This window comes from Fervidobacterium riparium, assembly GCF_025370035.1.
In the GTDB taxonomy this organism is placed as follows: Bacteria; Thermotogota; Thermotogae; order Thermotogales; family Fervidobacteriaceae; genus Fervidobacterium; species Fervidobacterium gondwanense.
Genome location: NZ_CP009277.1, coordinates 291,756 through 311,142, shown reverse-complemented (window position 1 = coordinate 311,142; position 19,387 = coordinate 291,756). Strand labels below are relative to the sequence as shown.

At 40.5% G+C, this 19,387-nt stretch carries 17 protein-coding genes; 12 read left to right on the top strand and 5 right to left on the bottom strand.

Annotation, left to right across the window (positions count from 1 at the left end; translation table 11 throughout):
• Positions 1–112: 112 nt before the first annotated feature.
• From IB67_RS01375 to IB67_RS01355, 5 genes are read left to right on the top strand one after another with little or no spacing between them, the layout of a single operon-like run.
• Positions 113–907, top strand: a complete 795-nt coding sequence (locus IB67_RS01375) for an NAD(P)/FAD-dependent oxidoreductase (protein ID WP_072757301.1) — start codon at positions 113–115, stop codon at positions 905–907.
• A 34-nt stretch (positions 908–941) separates the two neighbouring features.
• A complete protein-coding gene (locus IB67_RS01370) occupies positions 942–1,916 on the top strand; it encodes a radical SAM protein (RefSeq protein WP_143145240.1) in 975 nt (324 codons plus the stop codon).
• A 4-nt stretch (positions 1,917–1,920) separates the two neighbouring features.
• Positions 1,921–2,334, top strand: a complete 414-nt coding sequence (locus tag IB67_RS01365; RefSeq protein WP_084634281.1) for a methylglyoxal synthase — start codon at positions 1,921–1,923, stop codon at positions 2,332–2,334.
• Complete coding sequence (locus IB67_RS01360) at positions 2,318–3,385, top strand: AI-2E family transporter (protein ID WP_245789404.1); 1,068 nt, start codon at positions 2,318–2,320, stop codon at positions 3,383–3,385. The genes IB67_RS01365 and IB67_RS01360 overlap by 17 nt, the downstream gene beginning before the upstream one ends.
• 46 nt (positions 3,386–3,431) lie before the next feature.
• Positions 3,432–3,914 carry an RNase H family protein gene (locus tag IB67_RS01355; protein WP_072757305.1) on the top strand — a complete coding sequence of 161 codons (483 nt, stop codon included), beginning with the start codon at positions 3,432–3,434 and terminating at the stop codon, positions 3,912–3,914.
• 62 nt (positions 3,915–3,976) lie between these two features.
• Here IB67_RS01355 and IB67_RS01350 read toward each other — a convergent pair whose 3' ends face one another.
• The 5 genes from IB67_RS01350 to IB67_RS01330 all read right to left on the bottom strand — a co-directional run bounded on the left by IB67_RS01350 (position 3,977) and on the right by IB67_RS01330 (position 9,841).
• Positions 3,977–5,548 carry a phosphodiester glycosidase family protein gene (locus IB67_RS01350; protein WP_245789406.1) on the bottom strand — a complete coding sequence of 524 codons (1,572 nt, stop codon included), beginning with the start codon at positions 5,546–5,548 and terminating at the stop codon, positions 3,977–3,979.
• A gap of 133 nt (positions 5,549–5,681) precedes the next feature.
• On the bottom strand, positions 5,682–6,986 hold the full coding sequence (locus IB67_RS01345; protein WP_072757307.1) for a pyrimidine-nucleoside phosphorylase: 1,305 nt from the start codon (positions 6,984–6,986) through the stop codon (positions 5,682–5,684).
• 22 nt (positions 6,987–7,008) lie between these two features.
• The gene (locus IB67_RS01340) at positions 7,009–8,307 is read right to left on the bottom strand and encodes a sensor histidine kinase (protein WP_072757309.1); all 1,299 of its coding nucleotides are present in this window, start codon (positions 8,305–8,307) and stop codon (positions 7,009–7,011) included.
• A gap of 7 nt (positions 8,308–8,314) precedes the next feature.
• Positions 8,315–9,034 (bottom strand): winged helix-turn-helix domain-containing protein, encoded by a 720-nt coding sequence (locus IB67_RS01335; RefSeq protein WP_072757311.1) that lies wholly within the window; start codon positions 9,032–9,034, stop codon positions 8,315–8,317.
• A 57-nt stretch (positions 9,035–9,091) separates the two neighbouring features.
• Complete coding sequence (locus IB67_RS01330) at positions 9,092–9,841, bottom strand: transposase (RefSeq protein WP_498875164.1); 750 nt, start codon at positions 9,839–9,841, stop codon at positions 9,092–9,094.
• Between the two features lie 137 nt (positions 9,842–9,978).
• Between IB67_RS01330 and IB67_RS01325 the strand changes: the two genes are divergently transcribed.
• The 7 genes from IB67_RS01325 (at position 9,979) to cmr3 (ending at position 19,372) form a co-directional block, all read left to right on the top strand.
• A complete protein-coding gene (locus IB67_RS01325) occupies positions 9,979–10,242 on the top strand; it encodes a hypothetical protein (RefSeq protein ID WP_498875354.1) in 264 nt (87 codons plus the stop codon).
• An 83-nt stretch (positions 10,243–10,325) separates the two neighbouring features.
• The gene (locus tag IB67_RS01320; RefSeq protein WP_072761049.1) at positions 10,326–11,927 is read left to right on the top strand and encodes a PP2C family protein-serine/threonine phosphatase; all 1,602 of its coding nucleotides are present in this window, start codon (positions 10,326–10,328) and stop codon (positions 11,925–11,927) included.
• Positions 11,911–12,882: an FHA domain-containing protein gene (locus IB67_RS01315; RefSeq protein WP_072761051.1), complete on the top strand. Its 972-nt coding sequence runs from the start codon at positions 11,911–11,913 to the stop codon at positions 12,880–12,882. Before IB67_RS01320 ends, IB67_RS01315 begins: the two co-directional genes overlap by 17 nt.
• An 83-nt stretch (positions 12,883–12,965) precedes the next feature.
• The gene (locus tag IB67_RS01310; RefSeq protein WP_339747761.1) at positions 12,966–14,300 is read left to right on the top strand and encodes a vWA domain-containing protein; all 1,335 of its coding nucleotides are present in this window, start codon (positions 12,966–12,968) and stop codon (positions 14,298–14,300) included.
• A gap of 152 nt (positions 14,301–14,452) precedes the next feature.
• On the top strand, positions 14,453–15,934 hold the full coding sequence (gene cmr1, locus IB67_RS01305; protein ID WP_072761055.1) for a type III-B CRISPR module RAMP protein Cmr1: 1,482 nt from the start codon (positions 14,453–14,455) through the stop codon (positions 15,932–15,934).
• Complete coding sequence (gene cas10 / locus IB67_RS01300; protein ID WP_498875353.1) at positions 15,924–18,329, top strand: type III-B CRISPR-associated protein Cas10/Cmr2; 2,406 nt, start codon at positions 15,924–15,926, stop codon at positions 18,327–18,329. The genes cmr1 and cas10 overlap by 11 nt, the downstream gene beginning before the upstream one ends.
• Positions 18,329–19,372 carry a type III-B CRISPR module-associated protein Cmr3 gene (cmr3, locus tag IB67_RS01295; RefSeq protein ID WP_072761059.1) on the top strand — a complete coding sequence of 348 codons (1,044 nt, stop codon included), beginning with the start codon at positions 18,329–18,331 and terminating at the stop codon, positions 19,370–19,372. The genes cas10 and cmr3 overlap by 1 nt, the downstream gene beginning before the upstream one ends.
• The last annotated feature ends 15 nt before the right edge of the window (positions 19,373–19,387 follow it).

Here is a 19,387-nt window from a genome sequence, read left to right as displayed (position 1 = left end):
AATTTCCGAATCTTTCCTTCGATTTTCTACAATATTTAATGTGGTATAATGAATTAGCGTTTGCTCATTTTGTTTATCATGCCGGTGTCCACATGATGGGGAGGCTGAGTTCTTGAAAATTTCCATAATCGGCGCGGGTCCTGCAGGGATTGCTTGCGGGGTTTTGTTGAAAAGATACGGTGTTGATGTTAGAATTTTTGAGAAAGGCAAAATTGCAGGGACTATACGGAACGCTTGGCGGGTTGAGAATTTTCCGCCGCTTGGTTTTATCTCTGGAGAGCAATTTGTAAAACAACTTGAATGGTATGCTGAACAGTACGGTTTAGAAATCGTACACGATGAGATTTTAAGGATTGAGGATTTAAAGTTGCGTGGGCGAAGTGGGACGTACGATTGCGATATCGCAGTTGTCGCAACGGGGACAAAGCCGAGAAGGATTCCTGAGTTCGAAGTAAGCGAGCGGGTATTGTACGAGTACATTAATCTTCCAAAAGATACTAAAAGAGTTGCGGTTTACGGCGGTGGGGATGTGGCGATTGATTATGCTATCCACGCTTTTGAGGATGAAATAATGCCTACAGTGTTCGTGAGAAATAACGAGTTGAAGGCGGTAAGTAAGCTTGTTGAGTATGCGAAAGAACGAAATATACACATCAAGCTTGGGGATGCTATTAAGCGTGTTGAGGAAGGTAATAGCGGAATAGTCATCTTCTCAGATAGTGGCAGATACGAGTTCGATGCGCTGTTGATAGCTATCGGAAGGGAGTTGAATGTGCCCGAGATAGATGTTTCGAAGATGAAGGTCTACGCAATCGGCGATTGTGCGCATCCTGATTTGAGGCAGTCTTCGATAGCGATAGGCGATGGGGTAAGGTGTGCGATGGAGATTTTAAGAGAGATGAAATAGATAATCAGAAGACTTGTGGAGGTGTGACGTGGATATGGGTAGCCTCATGAACGATTTGAAGGAATTTAAAGTAATCGAAAGCTATGGACGAGAAGATATAGCGATGGTGTATCTGGCTGAGAGTAAAGACGGCGCATTGATCGAGTTCGTAGAGTCAGTTCAGCCCCCCATTCCAAGAGAGAAGAAGTGGGTACTGATAGTTTCAACGATGGACGGATGTCCTGTTGGTTGTATGATGTGCGATGCTGGAGGATATTATCGAAGAAAGTTATCAAAAGAGGAGATTTTGAGCCAGATTCTGTATCTTACGAATAAGAGATTTGGAAGTTATATTCCCGTCGAGAAGTTCAAGATTCAATTTGCGCGCGTTGGGGAACCTGCTTTGAACGACACGGTTCTTGACGTGCTTGAAGAGCTGCCAAGCATTTTGAACGCACCAGGTCTTATGCCTTCAATAAGCACAGTTGCTCCAATAGGCAGGGATAGCTGGTTTGAAAGGTTGTTGGAAATTAAGAATAGGTTGTACGTTGGGCGGTTCCAAATGCAGTTTTCAATCCACAGCACGGATGCAGAGCAAAGAGATAAGATAATACCGGTGAAAAAGTGGAATTTCGAGCGGATGGCAAGTTACGGCGAAAGGTTTGTTTGTGAAGGTGATAGGAAGGTTACGCTCAATTTTGCGTTAGCTCAGGAGAATGTGGCTGATGCTGACGTTATTATCAAGTATTTTAATCCTGAGAAGTTTTTGATAAAGATAACGCCGGTGAACCCGACGTACAGAGCAGTTGAGAATGGGTTGAATTCGGATGTGGATGATAACGGTTTGGTTTTAAAGCACAGGACTTTTGTTGAGAAGTTAAGAGAAAACGGATTTGAAGTTATTATCAGCGTTGGAGAGCTTGAGGAAAATAAGATAGGGAGCAACTGCGGTCAGTACGTGCAAAGACACTTAGCAGCGCAAAGAAAGCTTGATGGAGCATATTTGTTTGTGAATGCGAAAGGGGAGTAGGGTTATGGAAAGAATAAAAGTTGCGCTTATCGCGCATGATAAGAAGAAACTAGATCTTGCGATGTTCGTTAAGGAGTGGAAGGATGTCTTTTCAAAGTGCGAGCTTTTTGCAACGAGCACGACAGGGAAGGTTATAGAAGAGAAAATCGGGCTTAAGGTGAATAAGTTCCAGTCAGGTCCGTACGGTGGGGATTTGCAGATCGGTTCAATGATCGTGAATGGCGATATAGATTTCGTGATATTCCTCAGAGACCCACTCACTGCCCAGCCACACGAACCAGACGTGAGCGCGCTCCTTAGAGTGTGCGACGTACACAACGTACCACTCGCAACAAATCTTGCTACCGCTGAAGCGCTCGTGCTGGAAATAGAAAAGAAGATCACGAAAGGGCAGAATGCTGATGGGGAAGAAGAGTGAGAGGCAGAATAAGATACACGATGAAAGGCCAGAGATGACTGAGGGTATAGCTGAGAGGAAGAACGGGATTTTTAAGAATCGCGATGCAGTTTTGGTTTTGATATACTTTTTTGTTTTCATCTTCTTTGCTGCCAAAGTGCCGTTTGTGGTCGGCGCTTTAGTGCTGGGGTATTATTTTTCGACAGTTCTCAGCGTGCCGTACGATTACGTTTTGAGAAAGACGAATAAGAAATATTTGGCTGTTGCATCTTATGTTCTGGTCGTTCTTGTGTTCGTGTATGCTGTTGTGTCTTTCTTTCCGATGATAATAAACCAGATTAGAGAGATTGTAGCGAGTGCAGAGAAAACGCATCTGAACTTTGAACTGCCAAAGTGGGTTTCGGAGCTTTTAAACGAGGTTAAAGCCAACATTTCGTCGTTTTTGGGTTCGATAGTTAAGTACGTTGTCGGAATCGTGCCGTCGTTGATAACGATGGTTATGCTTCTGGTTGTGACGATGATCGGAATAGAGAGTATACGTGCGTATTTCGGAAGGAAAGTGAATTTGCTGTTCGTTGATGATCCAAAATACGGCGAGTTGTTTGCAAGAACGTTCTTTTCTGAAGTCAAACGTTATCTGCGAGGGCAGGTGCTTGTGTCGTTTATTAGCGCAACGCTGACAACAATAGGGCTGTACGCTATCGGTGTGCCTTCGGCATTCACATTGGGCGTGCTGAGTTTCATCGGTGGGTTCTTCCCGTTCGTCGGCTTGCTCTTCACGGCTGTTCCGATGTATTTACTCGCGTTCACTTCACGAGGGTTGATTGGTATTGTGTGGCTCACAGTTCTTCTTGTAGGTGTCAATCAAACGGAATCCTGGCTTTACGGTCCAAGGATTCAGGGGAATAATTTGAAATTACACTGGTTCGTGATACTGATTTCGATTTTCCTGCTCGGAAGCATTCTCGGGTTTGTGGGTGTTTTGATTGCGCTACCGATATTGTTGTTCATTCGTAGTTTTTGGAGGTTCTATGTCCTTGGTGCGTCAGATATGAAAAGTAATGCACGTTAATAATATATGAGAAGTAGAGCAAACTGTACAGGAGGGTTTCAGTATTTTGAAAGATAACGTTTGTTTGAAAGCTTACACCGATGGGAGTTTTAAAGATGGAGTAATCGGTGCTGGGGGAATTATCAGTGATGGACGTACTGTGATTGTAGAATTTTCCTTTCCGCTTTATTCCGAACCTCTTGCACAACACAGGAATGTTTCAGGCGAGATTTATGCGGTGATGTATTCGATTTTCTGGGCGTGGAAGAATGGGTACAAGTGTATTAAGATATTCCACGATTATTCTGGATTGGCTCACTGGGCAAATGGAGAGTGGAAAGCGAATACGGAAGTGACAAGGTTATACAAAGCTTTTGTCGAGCATTTAAAAAAAGCGATGAAAATAGAGTTTGTCAAGGTTGAAGCGCACAGAGGAAATGCGCTGAATAATTTAGCTGACAAGCTTGCTAAGATGGCTTTAGAAGAAAAGAAAGAAGCCCCGTTATTTGAGGAATTTGAAGATCTTGTTGAGAATTTTCAATATTCATAGCGAATTTTTAGACAATAAAGAAGGGCGGTTTTATCCGCCCTTCATTTTTGGAATTACTCGAGTTATTTCACACCCAGAGCAACGGGGATATTCCTTGGTGTACCGCTTGTTACATACTTTCCTGCGTAGACCATCGCAGTCGAGCCGCCACCGTCGAGCATCATCGCTGAAATATAACCTTTCGATTTGAGGAACTGGGCAGCTTCGTCGAAGTTCATACCTGAACCGCTGAGACCTTCTATGGTTATGAGGTGCACCTTGTTGTCTTTTATGGCTATTATAGTCCTCTCCGTCCTTGTCGTTGGGATTCCTCCGCCGTATCTGAGTTTTTCTTCAGCAGCGTCCGGGATTATGTTGCCGTCCTGTAAGAGCAGAGGACCTGCACCTACTGCGTTCTTAACTTTGTAACCGTTGTCGGTGTAGAGCTCTACAGAAACAGTTTGACCAACAGCAAGGTTTGGAAGGAGTTTTTTTACCAATTCTGTGCTGAGCATTATCACTTGAGATTTGTCCGGTACGTACTGAACATATCCGATTGAGGATATCTTTCCACTTTTGACAACAACGTAGGTTTTTGTCCTGTCGTTCGGGATTTTTAAGTTGAACTCTTCGGTGTATATATTAACTTCTCCCAGTGCGGTTGTGTTTACGCCTTTGACAAGTAAGAGAACATCACCGATTCTGACAGTTATATCAACATACGCTTTCTTGATGAAGACTTGGTTGTCTGTCGTCTGGATGAACATGGGCCTCAAACCGTACCTGTGAGATAGCACTTTTCCATTCGCGATGATTATATCTATCGGCAGTCCAGTTGCAGGATCGAAGTAATTCGCATTGACACCGTTGGAATATCCGTTCTGTGAAAGAATAGTCTGCAGTGTAGCTGTCGAGCCTATGCCTTTTGCAGGAAGGAGTGGTGTGATGTTTACATATTTTGGCTCAACGATGATGTAGTTAACAGTGAACGTTCTGCCAGCAAATGATTCAGTGCGTTTTAGGTAGTCAATCTTTTTTATTACTGGCACGTATGAGATCCTCAGCACACCATTTGAAATGCTTACATCGTATTCTGAGATTGGTTTTGAAAAGGATATAGAAATCGTGTTGTTAGTTTTTGAAAGCGTTAACCCTTCAGGAAGTTTTGCAGTGCTTGTTGCCGGGAAGAATTTGATAGTAAGTGTGTTGTTCGACAATGATGTTGTGAAGAACTCTTTCCTCATCGGAATGGACGATGTTATCCACAACTCGTCTTCTGTGTACGTGACAGAGGTTATGGTAATTGGTTTGTCGTAGTATATGTCGTTTTGCTTTGAGAGATTCAGGAAATTAGCTATGAAATCGGCTTTCACGAGTATTTGGCCGTTCGAGACGGTGTACGCGTTCGGTACGAATTGGTCAAAGTCTACGATAAAATCACCTGAAGAGCCTATAACGAGTCTCTTGCCGTATATGAGATATACTTTATCGTTCTTAACTATGCTGAACCCTATTTCGCGCAGTTGTTGTTCTGTGAAGTATCCGTTAGCAGGTTCTATGATTTTGTCAGAAATTAAAAAAATCTGGGCAACCGACAAGGATGCCATCGCTATCAATATTAAGAAAACAAAGCTGAAGGCTACTTTTTTGTGCACCGCTTACACCCCTTTGCGCTCTTTTCTTCGTCTTTTCTGTGATTATTATAACATCTATAAGGCCGTTATACAACTGAAAAAATAAGAGGGCACATGCTTAGGTTGTGCCCTCGTTTTTTCTCGTAAATTGTTGTTATTTCACAATACCGAGGATTATCGGCTTGTGTTCAGGCTTTTCTGGGCTGAATTTGTAGCTTTCTAAGAGCAATTTTCTCGCGGTTTCTGTGTCGCTTTTTTCTGATACGTACATCTTTGCAATCGGTTCGCCTTTCTTGACGTAATCGCCAAGTTTCTTGATGATTTCTATTCCGACACTGTAGTCTATCGTGTCTTCCTTCGTCTTCCTTCCAGCACCAAGGTAGTTCGATGCAATGCCTATTTTTTCAGTATCTATCGCTGTGATGTATCCATCTTCAGGCGCGGTGAATTCGACTATTTTGTCTGTCATCGGGAGTATCTCTTTTGGTTTGTCGACAACTTCAGGATTTCCGCCCTGGTATTTTACGAATTCTCTGAACTTTTCAAATGCTTTTCCGCTTTCAAGTGCATTCTTTGCAAGTTGTACGCACTCTTCGTAAGTGCCTTTTTCTGCAAGGTGGCACATCCACGCAGAGAGCGTGATGCACAGCTGGGTGAAATCTTCTGGTCCGTTGCCTTTCAATGTTTCAATCGCTTCAAGGACTTCGAGTGAATTTCCGACCATCTTTCCAAGTGGCACATCCATGTTGGTGAGAACAGCGACTGCCTTTTTGCCGTGCGATTTGGCTATGCCGACCATCGCTTCGGCAAGCTCTGTTGCCTGTTCGATGGTTTTCATGAATGCACCGCTTCCAACTTTGACATCGAGCACGTAGCCATCTGCACCGCCTGCGAGTTTTTTGCTCATGATGCTCGCAGCGATGAGCGAGACTTCGTCAACTGTTGCTGTTGCGTCTCTGAGAGCGTATATCTTCTTGTCCGCTGGAACCAAGTTCGCAGTTTGTCCTACAACAGCAATGCCTATTTTCCTGACGTTTTCGAAAAATTCTTCTTCTGTTAGCGATGTGCGAAATCCCGGTATCGATTCGAGCTTGTCTATCGTACCGCCAGTGTGCCCAAGTGCACGCCCTGACATCTTTGCAACCGGTACGCCGAGAGATGCGACAATTGGTCCAACGACGAGCGTTGTCTTATCTCCAACACCGCCTGTCGAGTGCTTGTCTATCTTTATGCCAGGGATAGATGAGAGGTCAACTTTGTCTCCAGAATTCGCCATGACTTCTGTGAAGATTGCCCTTTCCTCTGTGTCCATGTGCCTGAAATAGATAGCCATGAGGAACGCGGACATCTGATAATCAGGAATTTCACCTTTGACATAGCCGTTTACCATAAACTCAATTTCTTCTTTCGTGAGTTTTCCGCCATTTCTTTTTTTGAGGATTATATCGTAAGCTCTCATTTTGATACCTCCAAGATTTTATCTACTTTCTGTTATTCTGAAGAGCTTCATTTGATTTTTCTGATTGCTCTTTGAGGTCTTCCGTGTACTTATTGAATATTACCCTAAACGTGGTACCTTCCCCAACTTTACTTTCAAATGTCACCTTTGCATTGTGTTTTTCTGCAATCATCTTTACAATCGACAACCCGAGACCAGTTCCGCCTACCTTTCTGCTGCGCGCTTTGTCAACTCTGTAGAACCTTTCGAAGAGCCTTCGCTGCGCATCTTCAGGTATGCCCGGACCTGTGTCTTTTACTTCGAAGATTATCATGTTTTCTTTTTCATAACATCTTGCAACGACCTTCTTCTCGCCTGCCTCTTTTATAGACGTGTATTTAACAGCGTTGTCGACAAGGTTGAGAGCAAGTTGCACAAGCCTGTCGAGGTCACCGTAGACAGTCTTTGGCTCGTCGCACTCTATTTGAAGCTCTACGCCATAGTCCTCTGCGAGAGGTTCTAAGATGTTGTAAACTCTGTCCATGACGTGACACATTTCAACAGGACCGAATATGAACTTCGCATCGCCGGATTCAAGTTTTTCAAGGTCGAGTAGGTCGTTTATGAGTCTTGTCATCCTTGCAGATTCGCTCTCGATAACAGCAAGAAACTTTCTAACAAGCTCTTTGTTTGAGAGGTCGTCGTCGAGCAACGCTTCAGCATAACCGTGAATTGATGTAAGCGGCGTTCTCAGTTCGTGCGATACATTGGAGATGAATTCTCGTCTAAGCTTGTCGAGTTGTTTTTCTTTCGTTGTGTCGTGCAAGACGATGATGTATCGCTCGCTTTCTTCGTCGAACTTAATCGGGACGATTTTTGCATCGTAATGACGTGTCTCAGCATCGACGTTCAGCGCAACGTCACCGCTCTGCAGCTCGCCAGTTTGGAGAGCCTTTTCAAACATCTCGAGAAGGACATAATTCTCTATGATTTCGAAGACTTTCCTTCCCTCAACGCCGGGGCGCGTGATGTCTCTACCGGCTATGTTTGCAAATGTTATCGTTCCATCACCACGAGCGATGATTATTGGGTCTGTTATGTTGTTGAGTATCGTAAAGACATTTTTCCTCTCGCGCTCGCTGTCGGCTATCTTTTTCTCGAGCTCTTCGAGGCGCTTCCTTAATCGCTCATAGATATATAGGGGAGGAGTGCCAGCCTCCTCTCCTATACTTATCGCTATCTTGTCGAAGTATTTGGAATATACTCTTTTCTTACGCTGCTCGTTAATAAACAGCACTAAGAAAACAAGTGCAAGTAGTATAGACGCAATTAAAAGTGCCATCTATAAATTATTCTTCCTTTCCTGGGTCTCTGAATTTGTAACCTTTTCCTCTAACCGTGACAACGTATCTTGGATTTGATGGGTCATCTTCTATCTTCGTTCTGAGCCTTCTGATGTGCACGTCTACAGTCCTTGTGTCACCAAAGTAGTCGTAACCCCAGAGTTTGTCAAGCAGAACGTCTCTTGAGAAGACTTTACCTTCGTTTTCGGCGAGGAACCTTAGAAGGTCGAATTCAAGCGGCGTGAGAGATACTTTCTTGCCCTTGACGCGAACTTCGTACTTGTCGATATCGATTTCCAAGTCTTTTGCAACTATCTTCTTCGGTTTTTCTTCTTTGACAACTGTTCCGAGCTGTATTCTTCTGAATACTGCCCTTATTCTTGCGAGGAGTTCCCTTATGCTGAACGGCTTGACGATGTAGTCGTCAGCTCCGAGTTCTAATCCGAGCACTTTGTCAAATTCTTCTCCCTTTGCGCTGAGGAATATTACGGGAGTAAGTTTGTGCTTGTCGCTTGCGCGGATGTTTCTTACAAATTCAAAACCATCCATATTTGGGAGCATGATGTCTACGATGAACATGTCCACGTCTTTTTCTTTAAGCTCTTGGAGTGCTTTTTCCGCGTCTTCAACGGGTACGACTTCGTATCCTTCTTTTTGAAGAGTAAAGCTGACCAGTTCGAGTATCTCGGGTTGGTCGTCAATTACCATAATCGTCTTTTTTGCCATCCTTGTTCCCTCCTTAAATTGATGTTGAATTTCTTTACACCCTGGCCAATGTAAAATCTAAGTGAACAGAACTGTGTATAGCTTCGGTTGTTTCTTCAGCATCCCTATCAAGTATGTTAACTCCTGCCCAATTAACCTTATCGTTAACTTCGTAAACAACGTCGCTTTGTTTATCTTCTCTATCACTAATCCCAGTTTCAACCTTTCAAAATAGTACTCTATCTCCCACCTCTTCCTGTATATCGCCCTCATCAGCTCACTTTTCATGAATTCTTCACCAGCTTTTCCCCTCGGCCTGATTATCTTTTCTCCTTCCCCTTCTGCCCTGAACTTTTTAACGTGATATCCCCTGTCTCCTATTATTAAACTACCTTTGCACCCTTTCGTCATTTCTATCCCTACGTCCCATTCTCGCCTCTCACTTACCTCGAAGTCCACTACTACTTTCTCTTTGCTGTTGTACAACGCATGCAATCTCTCTTTCTTATTTCTCAACTCGCTCGAATCTATCGCAAGTATGCTCCCTGCTACCTTCTTCATTATTCCTGATATCTTCGCTTTGTCTATATATTTCATCCGATACGTTAACGTCTGCCGAGTTGGTAACTTGTATGGATAATAGATATTCCCTCTCTTGACTTCATCGTAGAACTCCCTCACATACTGACATTTCGTCAAACACATTGCAATGATGACTCTTAATATGTCTAAATCCGAATATTTCCTCGTAAACATCCTCCTTGACCTCTTAAAGACAATTTTCGCAATAGCTTCTAATGATTTTTCTGGTATAATAACTTTGATCACGGGGAACTGTGCCTCCTTTCGTATTGATTGGTGTTCGGTACAATTTTGGCACGGTTCCCCCTTTTTGTTAACTCTCTTTTTTTATTTGTTAACTCATCCCTCCAATTTCACATCCCACTTTGGCCAGGGTCTATCAAATGAATAAGAACGCTACTATCAATGTAACAAAACTGTTTGCTCGCCAAATTGGCGAGCTTTTATTTTATGTACTCACAGGTCTAACCACAAAGGATTTGGAAGATGCAGAGGATGTTAAAGAACTGCTGAAAAAAGTAGATTATTCCGTTCCAAAGCAGTACGTAGATATCGTAAGAGAAACAATCCGTTTGTTACTCTATCCACAATTGAAAACTATGTCAGGAATAACCGACAAAATTATAAAAATAGCTCCTAAACATTGAGAAATTGAACGATACACAAGTAAATGTCAAATGTAATCGTGGATGGGAAAGTACATCATAATATGTACGAAAGGAGTGATATTATGGCAGGTATAGGTATTAGTATTCCCGAAGAGGTGACAGTGCTGAGGTTTGAAGTTAAGTCCAACTATCGTCTTGATTTGATACCTAATGATGTTGAGAACAACAGAGTCCGGCTACCGATAGTTATCAAGGATGGTTATGCGTACTTTATCAAAGAATGTAATCAAAGAAGTCTCGTCGATTTAGCAAAAGACAAGACGATTTCCGATGAAGTGTTCTTTGAGCTGTTTGGAAAGGTTCTTGAACTTCTCAGTAACGTGGAAAAGGATTTGTTCAAATTCTACTGCTTAGCTCCGAATTCTATATTCCTCGACGATGACCTTGAACCTTTACTCTATCTTTATTATCCACTTTTTGTGGAAGGCAAGCGAGCCGAGACAAATTTGGATTTACCAATATTCATTTCTCCGTCAAACATGTCGTTAGAAAGCAAGAACTCCAGGCTCTTAGCAGATCTATTTTCAAGATTATTCTTAATGCGGTTCTCAGAAAACGAGATCGATTTTAGAAATAGGGCTGAATACGTAAGGAATACTCTTCTTATGCAAGGTAAGTTTGACTTGAACCACTGGTTTAATAAATCCTACAACAATAAGTATACATTCGCAGAGTGTTCGGAAAAGTACAAGGAAGCAATACAGCTTACAAAAAAAAGAGCCGAAGGCTTTGATGGTTCCAATTTTCGCGGCTACAGATTAGCTTCATATTCTAAGATAGGCAAAGGAAAGTTAAAGCCTGAGGATGATTTTAAGGAAACTTCTTCGGTTAATCAAGATGCATATTTCGAAAAAAAAAGTGGAGAAATGGCAATTGTCGCGGTGTTTGACGGTATATCCAGTTCTGCAGTCGGAAACGGAAACATAGCATCCCGCCTCGCAGCAGAGATTCTCAAGCGTAAATATGAAGAGTTCGAAGCCAAATACGAGGAAAACGGCAAAGTTACAGAAAAGGAAGTAAAGAAGTTTTTCGAAGAATTCGTCAACGAAGCTAACAAAAACATAGTGGCTGAAGCACTTAACCAAGCTGAGAAAATGGAAATTGAAATAACTGATACCTCAGTTATGATGGCAACTACGTTTACAGGTGTACTAATGGTGAAAAATGAGTTTTACATGTGCTCTGTTGGAGATTCACCCTGCTACGTGCTAAACGAACAATCAGCAAAAAAGGTAAACATAGAACACAATTTGAGATTAGAGAAATTACTAAGTGGGCAGAGATTCGATGAAAGTGACCCTATGTTAAATAGCCTTACACAAGCTTTAGGAATGGCAACGATTCAAAACAATGAAATTAAGCCGGTGAAACCAAGTTGCGAATTCTTGCACAGCACGTTGATGCCTGATGAGTTCATTATGGTCATGTCAGATGGTGTAATAGACTTCTCACTCGGAAATACGGAGAACGATAAGGAAAAGTACTTCCATTCACTATTCATTGATAAATACAACAAGACAAATATGCTGAAAGAAACGGTTGAGGACGTTCTGGACGAACTTAACAAACAAGCGGGTGATAACATAACTTTGTGCGTTATAAAACCTGAGTTTACGAAAATAGAATCCGAAGAGGAGGGTGATAAAAATGAGAAAGTGTCTTAATTGTGGTAAAGAGTACACGGATTTAACTTTAGATTTCTGCGATTGCGGTGGTCCTATCGTTGATATCGATAACGAACAAAAAGACGAGGCTAATGACTTTATGTATGAGCAACTTGATCTTTATGACAAGCTGGATGATAGTCAAGATACGTCACACGCTCAGCAAGAACAAGAGCGAACCGATATTTCAACAATGGCTACTGATAATGAAGATAACGATGTACTTGAACAACTAAACTCTATCCCAGAATTTGATGAGGAATTCGAGAGTGAGATTGAAGAAATTGAGACTGAAAAAGAAATTGATTCGGAATTCGTCCCGGAACTTGTAGAGGAATCATTAGAACCATTAGATGAAGAAGTTGAGGAAGAGACGATAGTTTTTGCATCCGTAAAGGTACCAGGCTTTTCTCTTAAGGATGTTGTTGAGTTTAATGAAGATTTTAATCCTTTTCCGGATGATTTCTCGATACAAGATGATAATGAATTGCAGAATACGGCACAAATCAATGGTGCGAAGCTCCAAAACATGATAGAGGAATCTGGAGTTCAACACGAAACACAAGATGATGCCTTAAGTAGTTCGACGAATGTTCCAATAGGTAATGTCAATTTCGGTGAGCAAATAAAGGATTCAATTGATATATCAATTTACAAGAATAAGAAAGTGCTTATCGAAAGAACGTTCAGCCTTGATGAAATAATAATCGGACGTGGGTTGGAGAAATTTGAGACAGATATAAGCCTTAAAGATTTTGACCAGGAAAAAACTACAAGTCGAAAACACGTAAAGATAGTCAAGTACGAAGGTAAATATTATCTTGTGAATGTCAGCGACAAATCGCCAGTAAGAGTTAACGGAAAAGTTATTCCAAAGGATTTACCTATACCGCTCTACGACGGCGACAGAATAATACTTGGTAACAAAATCGGTGTGTTGGTTAGAAATTCATAAATAAAAGCTTTTTGAAAGATTCATGTTTAAATGTCATATGTATAAACGGAACAAATAACACTAAAATTAGGAGGTGTTAAATTATGGAAAAGAAGTTAGTATTTGAATCGAGGTTTCACAAGCCGTACATATATTCTAAGGTTAGGGACGATGTCGAAAACATACTGCAAGTTCAATTCAAGCCATCGGAAAAATTCACTTCAAGTGATGCGGGCACAAAAAGTGTTGATTTCTGTATCGTATTAGATGTGTCAGGTTCCATGCAAGAACCATTCACATCTGGCAGCACCCAAAAGAAAATCGACGCAGCAATACAGGCAGCAAAGAAAGTTTATGACTTCATAGGTCCAAGTGATACGATAAGTATAGTCTTCTACAGCGACAAAGTACATACGATTTTAGACAAGGGAACGAACATCAGGAGAGATGAGTACGAGAGGTTGATCGATACGGCAAGAAACTATTCGGGTGCAACTAATATTACACTCGGTCTTAGAAGAGGAAAAGAGATACTCCATTTAGGAAAAGGTACAATCAAAAGAATCATATTCTTGACAGACGGGTTACCAACCGAAGACACAGAAGAGGACGGATTAAGAGAAGCATCAGACATTGCAGAAAAGAAGATTACAATAAACGCACTTGGTGTCGGAAATGATTTTAACTACGTCTACATCGAAAAGCTTGCTCAGAAGACAAGAGGAACAACTTACCACATGAAATCACTCGATGATGCTGTTAAAATATTTGAAGAAGTATTCCAGTCCGCTAAGAATACAATAGTTAAGAACGTTACCGCTAAATTCAAGTTCTCAGAAAGAGTAAGGGTTAAAGATTTCTACAGAGCACTTCCTGAAACAACGTACATGGGAAAACTTGAACTTGGCAAAGACAGATTGCTCGAAGTAGACCTTGGCGATGTTGAGTTAGGAAAAGTGTACGAGTATCTATTCGAAGTAGCAATACCAAAACCAGTCACAGAGTATCAAGGACCTTTCAAAGCTGGAGAAGTAACTCTGGAATATGAATTAACAGCAACAGGAGAACGCATAAGCGATAAGAAGGACTTGATAGTTGAGCTAACAGGAGACATAGAAAAGACATATTCAGAATACGCATCAGTTTACGAGAGCTACATTAAATGCCAGATAAATAAACTTGATATGTTAATGAATGAAAAGCTGAAAGTAGGTGATGGAAAAACTGCAAAAGATTTGATAAATGAAATAATTAAGAAAGCGGACGAAATCGGTGATTACAATTTAAAGGAGATGTACGAAAATATGTTAGAAGAGCTTATAAGGACCGGTAAAATATCACAAAAATACCTGATAGTAGCTTCAAACCAGACTACAAGAATCAACAATCAAGCAGTTGGGAGCAACCAGGAAGTGAACGTAGACGAGATTTTTGGATAGGTTAATATGCTTCCATTAATATATTTTCAAACATTTCTCTTCTTCTGTTCTTCGCGCCCCATGTCACATCGGGGCGTTATTTTCTTTTTTTTGTAAAGAAAAAGTTACTTTTTAATGCTAAAATAGAACAAATCATTGAAAGGAGTGATTATATGATATATCGCAAAGTTGTATGTAAGGCAGTAACTCCTATTATCTCAAAAGGTCCGAACAAAGAAGGAAAAACGTACGATTTTGGTTTGACAGGACAGTCGATAAAGGGTGTTCTGCACTATTGGTTTAGGGCAGTTGCTCCGAGGGTTATAAATATCTACGAGCTTAGCTTTCCAAAAGATACAACAGGAATGGACCCAGAAGCTAAGAAGAAGTTAGAAAAGCAGATAGAAGAACTGCGCAAGAGATTTGAAAACGAAAAATACAAAGGATTGAAATTTCTTGAGGAACAAATATTTGGAAGCCAGAACAAAAGAGCTCCTTTCGGAATGTGGGTTGAGTTTGAAGAAAGAGATTTAGAACCAATCATAAACATTGTAGAGTATTACGACAATAGAAGTAAAAGGACGAGAACTGATTATAGCCTTGCATACAGTGTATACGGGACCGTAAAAATTCCTGATGATAAAGTTGAGCGTTCTGCAAAATGGCTTAGAGCTGGTAGCAAGTTTGAAATTTATATCACCGCAGAAAGTCAGGAAGTATTTGATGTAATCTTCGCACTGTTGAAATTGACAAGTTTGGTCGGTGGCTTTGGAGCCAAGACAACAAAAGGATTTGGGCAATTTGAGATAGTCGATGTTTTTGATGAAAACGATAAAGCGTTGGGTATAAAGTTTGAAAAGGTCTTAGATCCTAATGAACCCCTCCAAGAAAAAATTGATAAAGTACTTAAAGAAGTGAGAATTCAAACTGTCAAACTTCTGGATGCAAAAAATGTTTCTAAGTTCTTAGGTTTCGAAAAATCGGTTAAAGATGAGCAAAATATTACTCTTTTGGAATTTCCTAACTTCACCAACAATGCTTATATAGTTTTTGATAAAGAAGAAGTCAAACCAGATAGAGACCCACTTAATCTTATAAGAAACCTTTACCGTGCTTCGCAGGATCCAGAAAAACTCGGCTGGTACAGGGCATTGAAAAGAAGATTGAGGTACTATCAGGAAGTTGTACAAAACCGCGAGAACAAGAACGTATCACCAGAAAACAATTTTATATCAAAAGATTCAGTTGAGGAAATTATAAAAGGGCTTAACGGTAAAGACTCAGTTGATGTTGAAGTAAGGTCCGCATTTCTTGGTTTGCCAATTCAATATAGTAGGCTGAAAGTCAAGGGTTCTGTTGATAAAGTCACGTTTTATTCAATTGTCAAACTCAGCGACAAAACGGAAAATGGCAGAAAGACATCCCCGCTAAGGATAATATTTGTTAAAACAGGGCAAGAATATGCTGCTTACTGTTTGATTCTGAAAAGCCATCTATCAGATGAGTTCGTAGAACAAGCTGACAGTACGATAAGATACACTTTAAAATCGGACAATTCGAAAGTCAACGGACATATAAATATTAACTGGAACAATGTTGAAAGCTTACTTAAGAAAAACTTAAAAAACGAGAGAGGTGATGTGAATGGAAAATAAGATTTGGAAGGATAAATTATCCGTTTTGCTGCACGATCCTTTAATTAAGGCATTCGATATAAAAGGACACGAGAATCTTTCGAAAGAGTTTTGTGATTTGGTTGGTGTTGAAATGCTAAGAGGCGAGGAAGATATTGTCTCAAGTGCGTTTGACAGAATTCCATTGCCACATGAAAGATATGGTAAGCAGATTAGAATTTCCATAGACAACTTGCCCGGATTTTATCATCCAATCAGTGGGAAAGTCATACCACAGACCAAGGAACTTTACACTAAGAAGAAAGAAAACTTGCCATCATTAATAAATGAAATCAAGAGAAAACTAAAAGCTCTAAAAGATGAAAACGATTCATACGAAAAAATATACCATGCACTTTGGTGGGAACTTGCATACATTTTAGAATATTCAGGACTGTTGCCGGCTGACACCAGAATTCCGAACCACTCTATTGTTGACCATCTTGATATGGCTTCTGCATTGACTTCATGTGTTAATTCTAACAACGAAATTGATGCTTCACTCGTTATGTTCGCCATTGGACCTGTCCAGGAAGTCATTGCTCAAGCAAGAAAAACTGTTGACCTATGGGCTGGAAGTTATCTTCTTTCTTACCTAACTTATCAGGCGATCGAGTATATAGGTCTTACATACGGTTTTGATAGTATCGTCTACCCATATCTCAGAGGCAATCAGTTCGTTTACAAAACGCTTGAACGCCACGGAGTTAAATTGCTTACGAAACCTATTGCAAATGAAAAAGTTGCTTCGATTCCAAATGTATTCCTTGCAATTGTACCAATATCCGATGCTAAGAAGGTTATAGACGAATGTAGCAAGAAAGTTAAGGAAAAATGGGAAGAACTATCTAACAAAACTCTGGGGATTTTAAAGAAAGAGTCGATGGAAGTAAATGAACAAGAGTACAAGAAGCAAATGGAGATATTCCCGACAGTAAATGCAACGTTTATGCCACTACCAAAAACAGTTGAGCAAGTTAAAACAACTATAGAGACACTGTTTGAAGATGAAGATTTCATAAGAGAAATAGAGAACTATGAAGCATTTGTCCAAGAAATAGAAAAACTTGGAGGATACAAAGTCAACGCAGGCAGTTTTTACAGGCACACTTTCAAAACTCTCACAGCAAGACTTAACGCTATTAAAGCGATAAGCCATTTTCCGATGTATGAAAGTGATGCAATGATTGATGGTCAGAGAATTCCTGATGATTTTGGTGGTATAGTGAGAGCGTGTGTTAAAGTTAAAGACCAAGACAAAGAAGATTACCTTGGTACACTTAACGCTACTAAGAGATTCTTGCGGGACACCTTAAGAGACAAACTTATTGAAAAGATTAGATACGAATCTTTACAAGAAATGGCAGCAGAAAATGAAGTAAACAAGAAAGAAGGCAAAATGGTAAATGGATATGTTGCTGTTTTAATGCTTGATGGAGACAGGATGGGAAAATTAGTTTCAGGAGATGAAGCGCCAGAATTCGAAAAGATTGCACACGAAAGATTAAAGGAAGTCCTTGAAAGTGAACAAGGCATTAGTGAAGAACTGAGACATGAAATTTACAGGCAAAGAATGCTCACACCATCTTACCAAAAAGCAATCTCAAGAATGCTCGGTATATTCTCATCGCTCGTGAGCTACGTTGTCGAAGAGAAATACAACGGCATGCTTGTGTATGCAGGCGGAGACGATGTGTTAGCTATACTACCAGCTGATAAAGTACTGCAATGCGCTAACGACATTAGGAAAATGTACTCTGGAATTGGAGGAATTGAGATAAATGTTAATGGAGATACATACAAATTTGAACACGAGCTTCTGTACAAAAACGGAGAACCGATAGCGTTGATGATGGGAGACAGAGCAACAATGAGCGCAGGTATATCCATAGCACACCACAAAGTACCACTAAAGACAATGATAGAGCTCGCAAGACAGCAAGAACACAGAGCAAAGGAAAGACTTGGAAGAAATGCTTTCAGCGTAGCGGTTGTTAGAAGGTCAGGACAAATCGAAGAGGTTGGAGCAAAATGGGAAATAGATGGAATGGACGTTATTAAAGAAACTGTGGAGATATACGAACTCAGTGAAGCACTCAAGATGTCTCATAGGACGTTCTACAAACTGACGGAAGATGATATTGCAATTGTTAAGAACTCAAAAAATGATGTGATAATAGAAAAGATAGCAGATTACTTGCTCAGAAGGTCTGATGCTGTCAAAAAAGATTCAGAAGATTTCAAAGAGCTTGCGCTAAAGTTTAAACACTACATCAAAATATTATTGAAAAATGATAAAGTTTCATTGAGAAGACCGTTCGATTTAATCCTTACCGTTAGATTGACAAAACGCGGTGACAAGCGAGGTGATAACTGATGAAATTATATGCTATTTATTTCGAACCTGAAGATTGGTTAGCTTTTAGAGAAATAAGAAGATTCGGAGCAGGAAGTGCCGCAAAATCAACGTTTCCATCTCCACTAACGTTCTATGGTGCTATAAGAACAGCTTTAATGAAGTTATACGGCATACAACTTAGCTATCATAAAAAGCCAGACTTAGGAAAATATCAAGAACTTTTGGGAGATGACAACAGCCCTGGGAAAATCAAACTCTTCGGTCCGTTCATATACTCAGAAGAAAGTGGAAAAAGAAAGCACTACTTTCCAGCACCAAAAAATGTCTATGTTAAGAGTAAAAAGTACAAAGTGATGAAATTGCTTGAATATGAAACACGAGTAGGTGAACATATCTTCAAAGGACTACCTTGGATTCCTGAAGTAAAAGATGTAGATGCTCCGGATAAATCTTTTATAGAACTCAATGAGCTCGAAAAATTGCAGCACAACGAAGAGTTTCAATTAGAAAATCCTGAAAACTACGTTGTCGAAACAAAATTGGGAATAGCTCTTGATGATGACAAGAAAACAAAAGAAGGTATGCTTTACGCACTATCAATTTACAGATTCAAAAACGGTGGATTTTTCATGCTTACAGATAGTGAAGAAACAAAAAACGAGATAGAAAAACTTGACGGTGTTTTCCTTGGTGCAAAACAACGTTGGGCAAGAGTCTTTGTTGAAGAGTTGGAAACGACCGTATTCGATGAACCTAACTTCGAGAACATTGCGGCAATGCTCATTACTCCTGCAATTTACGATGGTGGAATTGTTCCAAAAGATTTGAAATTTGGAAACGCAGAGATACTGACCGTTGCAGGTGGAAGGAAAATGGGTATATCGGGTTGGGACTACATGAACGGAAGACCAAAAACGTTGCATCATGCGGTAAGTCCAGGAACAGTTTACTATCTTAGCCATAAACCATCATTAAGAGATTCCGTATCAAATAAAAGTAAGCTCAATCTATTCGGTTTTGGAAAATGTATTTACATACCATATGAAACTAAGAAAATCTGAACATAGGGAGGTTGA

What these genes read in the sequence shown, in the direction of transcription:
- IB67_RS01310 (WP_339747761.1), top strand. Translation starts at nt 12,966, where the DNA reads ATGGAAAAGAAGTTAGTATTTGAATCGAGGTTTCACAAGCCGTACATA.
- cas10 (WP_498875353.1), top strand. Translation starts at nt 15,924, where the DNA reads ATGGAAAATAAGATTTGGAAGGATAAATTATCCGTTTTGCTGCACGAT.
- IB67_RS01370 (WP_143145240.1), top strand. Translation starts at nt 942, where the DNA reads ATGGGTAGCCTCATGAACGATTTGAAGGAATTTAAAGTAATCGAAAGC.
- IB67_RS01345 (WP_072757307.1), bottom strand. Translation starts at nt 6,986, where the DNA reads ATGAGAGCTTACGATATAATCCTCAAAAAAAGAAATGGCGGAAAACTC.
- IB67_RS01315 (WP_072761051.1), top strand. Translation starts at nt 11,911, where the DNA reads ATGAGAAAGTGTCTTAATTGTGGTAAAGAGTACACGGATTTAACTTTA.
- IB67_RS01365 (WP_084634281.1), top strand. Translation starts at nt 1,921, where the DNA reads ATGGAAAGAATAAAAGTTGCGCTTATCGCGCATGATAAGAAGAAACTA.
- IB67_RS01340 (WP_072757309.1), bottom strand. Translation starts at nt 8,307, where the DNA reads ATGGCACTTTTAATTGCGTCTATACTACTTGCACTTGTTTTCTTAGTG.
- IB67_RS01325 (WP_498875354.1), top strand. Translation starts at nt 9,979, where the DNA reads ATGAATAAGAACGCTACTATCAATGTAACAAAACTGTTTGCTCGCCAA.
- IB67_RS01320 (WP_072761049.1), top strand. Translation starts at nt 10,326, where the DNA reads ATGGCAGGTATAGGTATTAGTATTCCCGAAGAGGTGACAGTGCTGAGG.
- IB67_RS01360 (WP_245789404.1), top strand. Translation starts at nt 2,318, where the DNA reads ATGGGGAAGAAGAGTGAGAGGCAGAATAAGATACACGATGAAAGGCCA.
- cmr3 (WP_072761059.1), top strand. Translation starts at nt 18,329, where the DNA reads ATGAAATTATATGCTATTTATTTCGAACCTGAAGATTGGTTAGCTTTT.
- IB67_RS01335 (WP_072757311.1), bottom strand. Translation starts at nt 9,034, where the DNA reads ATGGCAAAAAAGACGATTATGGTAATTGACGACCAACCCGAGATACTC.
- cmr1 (WP_072761055.1), top strand. Translation starts at nt 14,453, where the DNA reads ATGATATATCGCAAAGTTGTATGTAAGGCAGTAACTCCTATTATCTCA.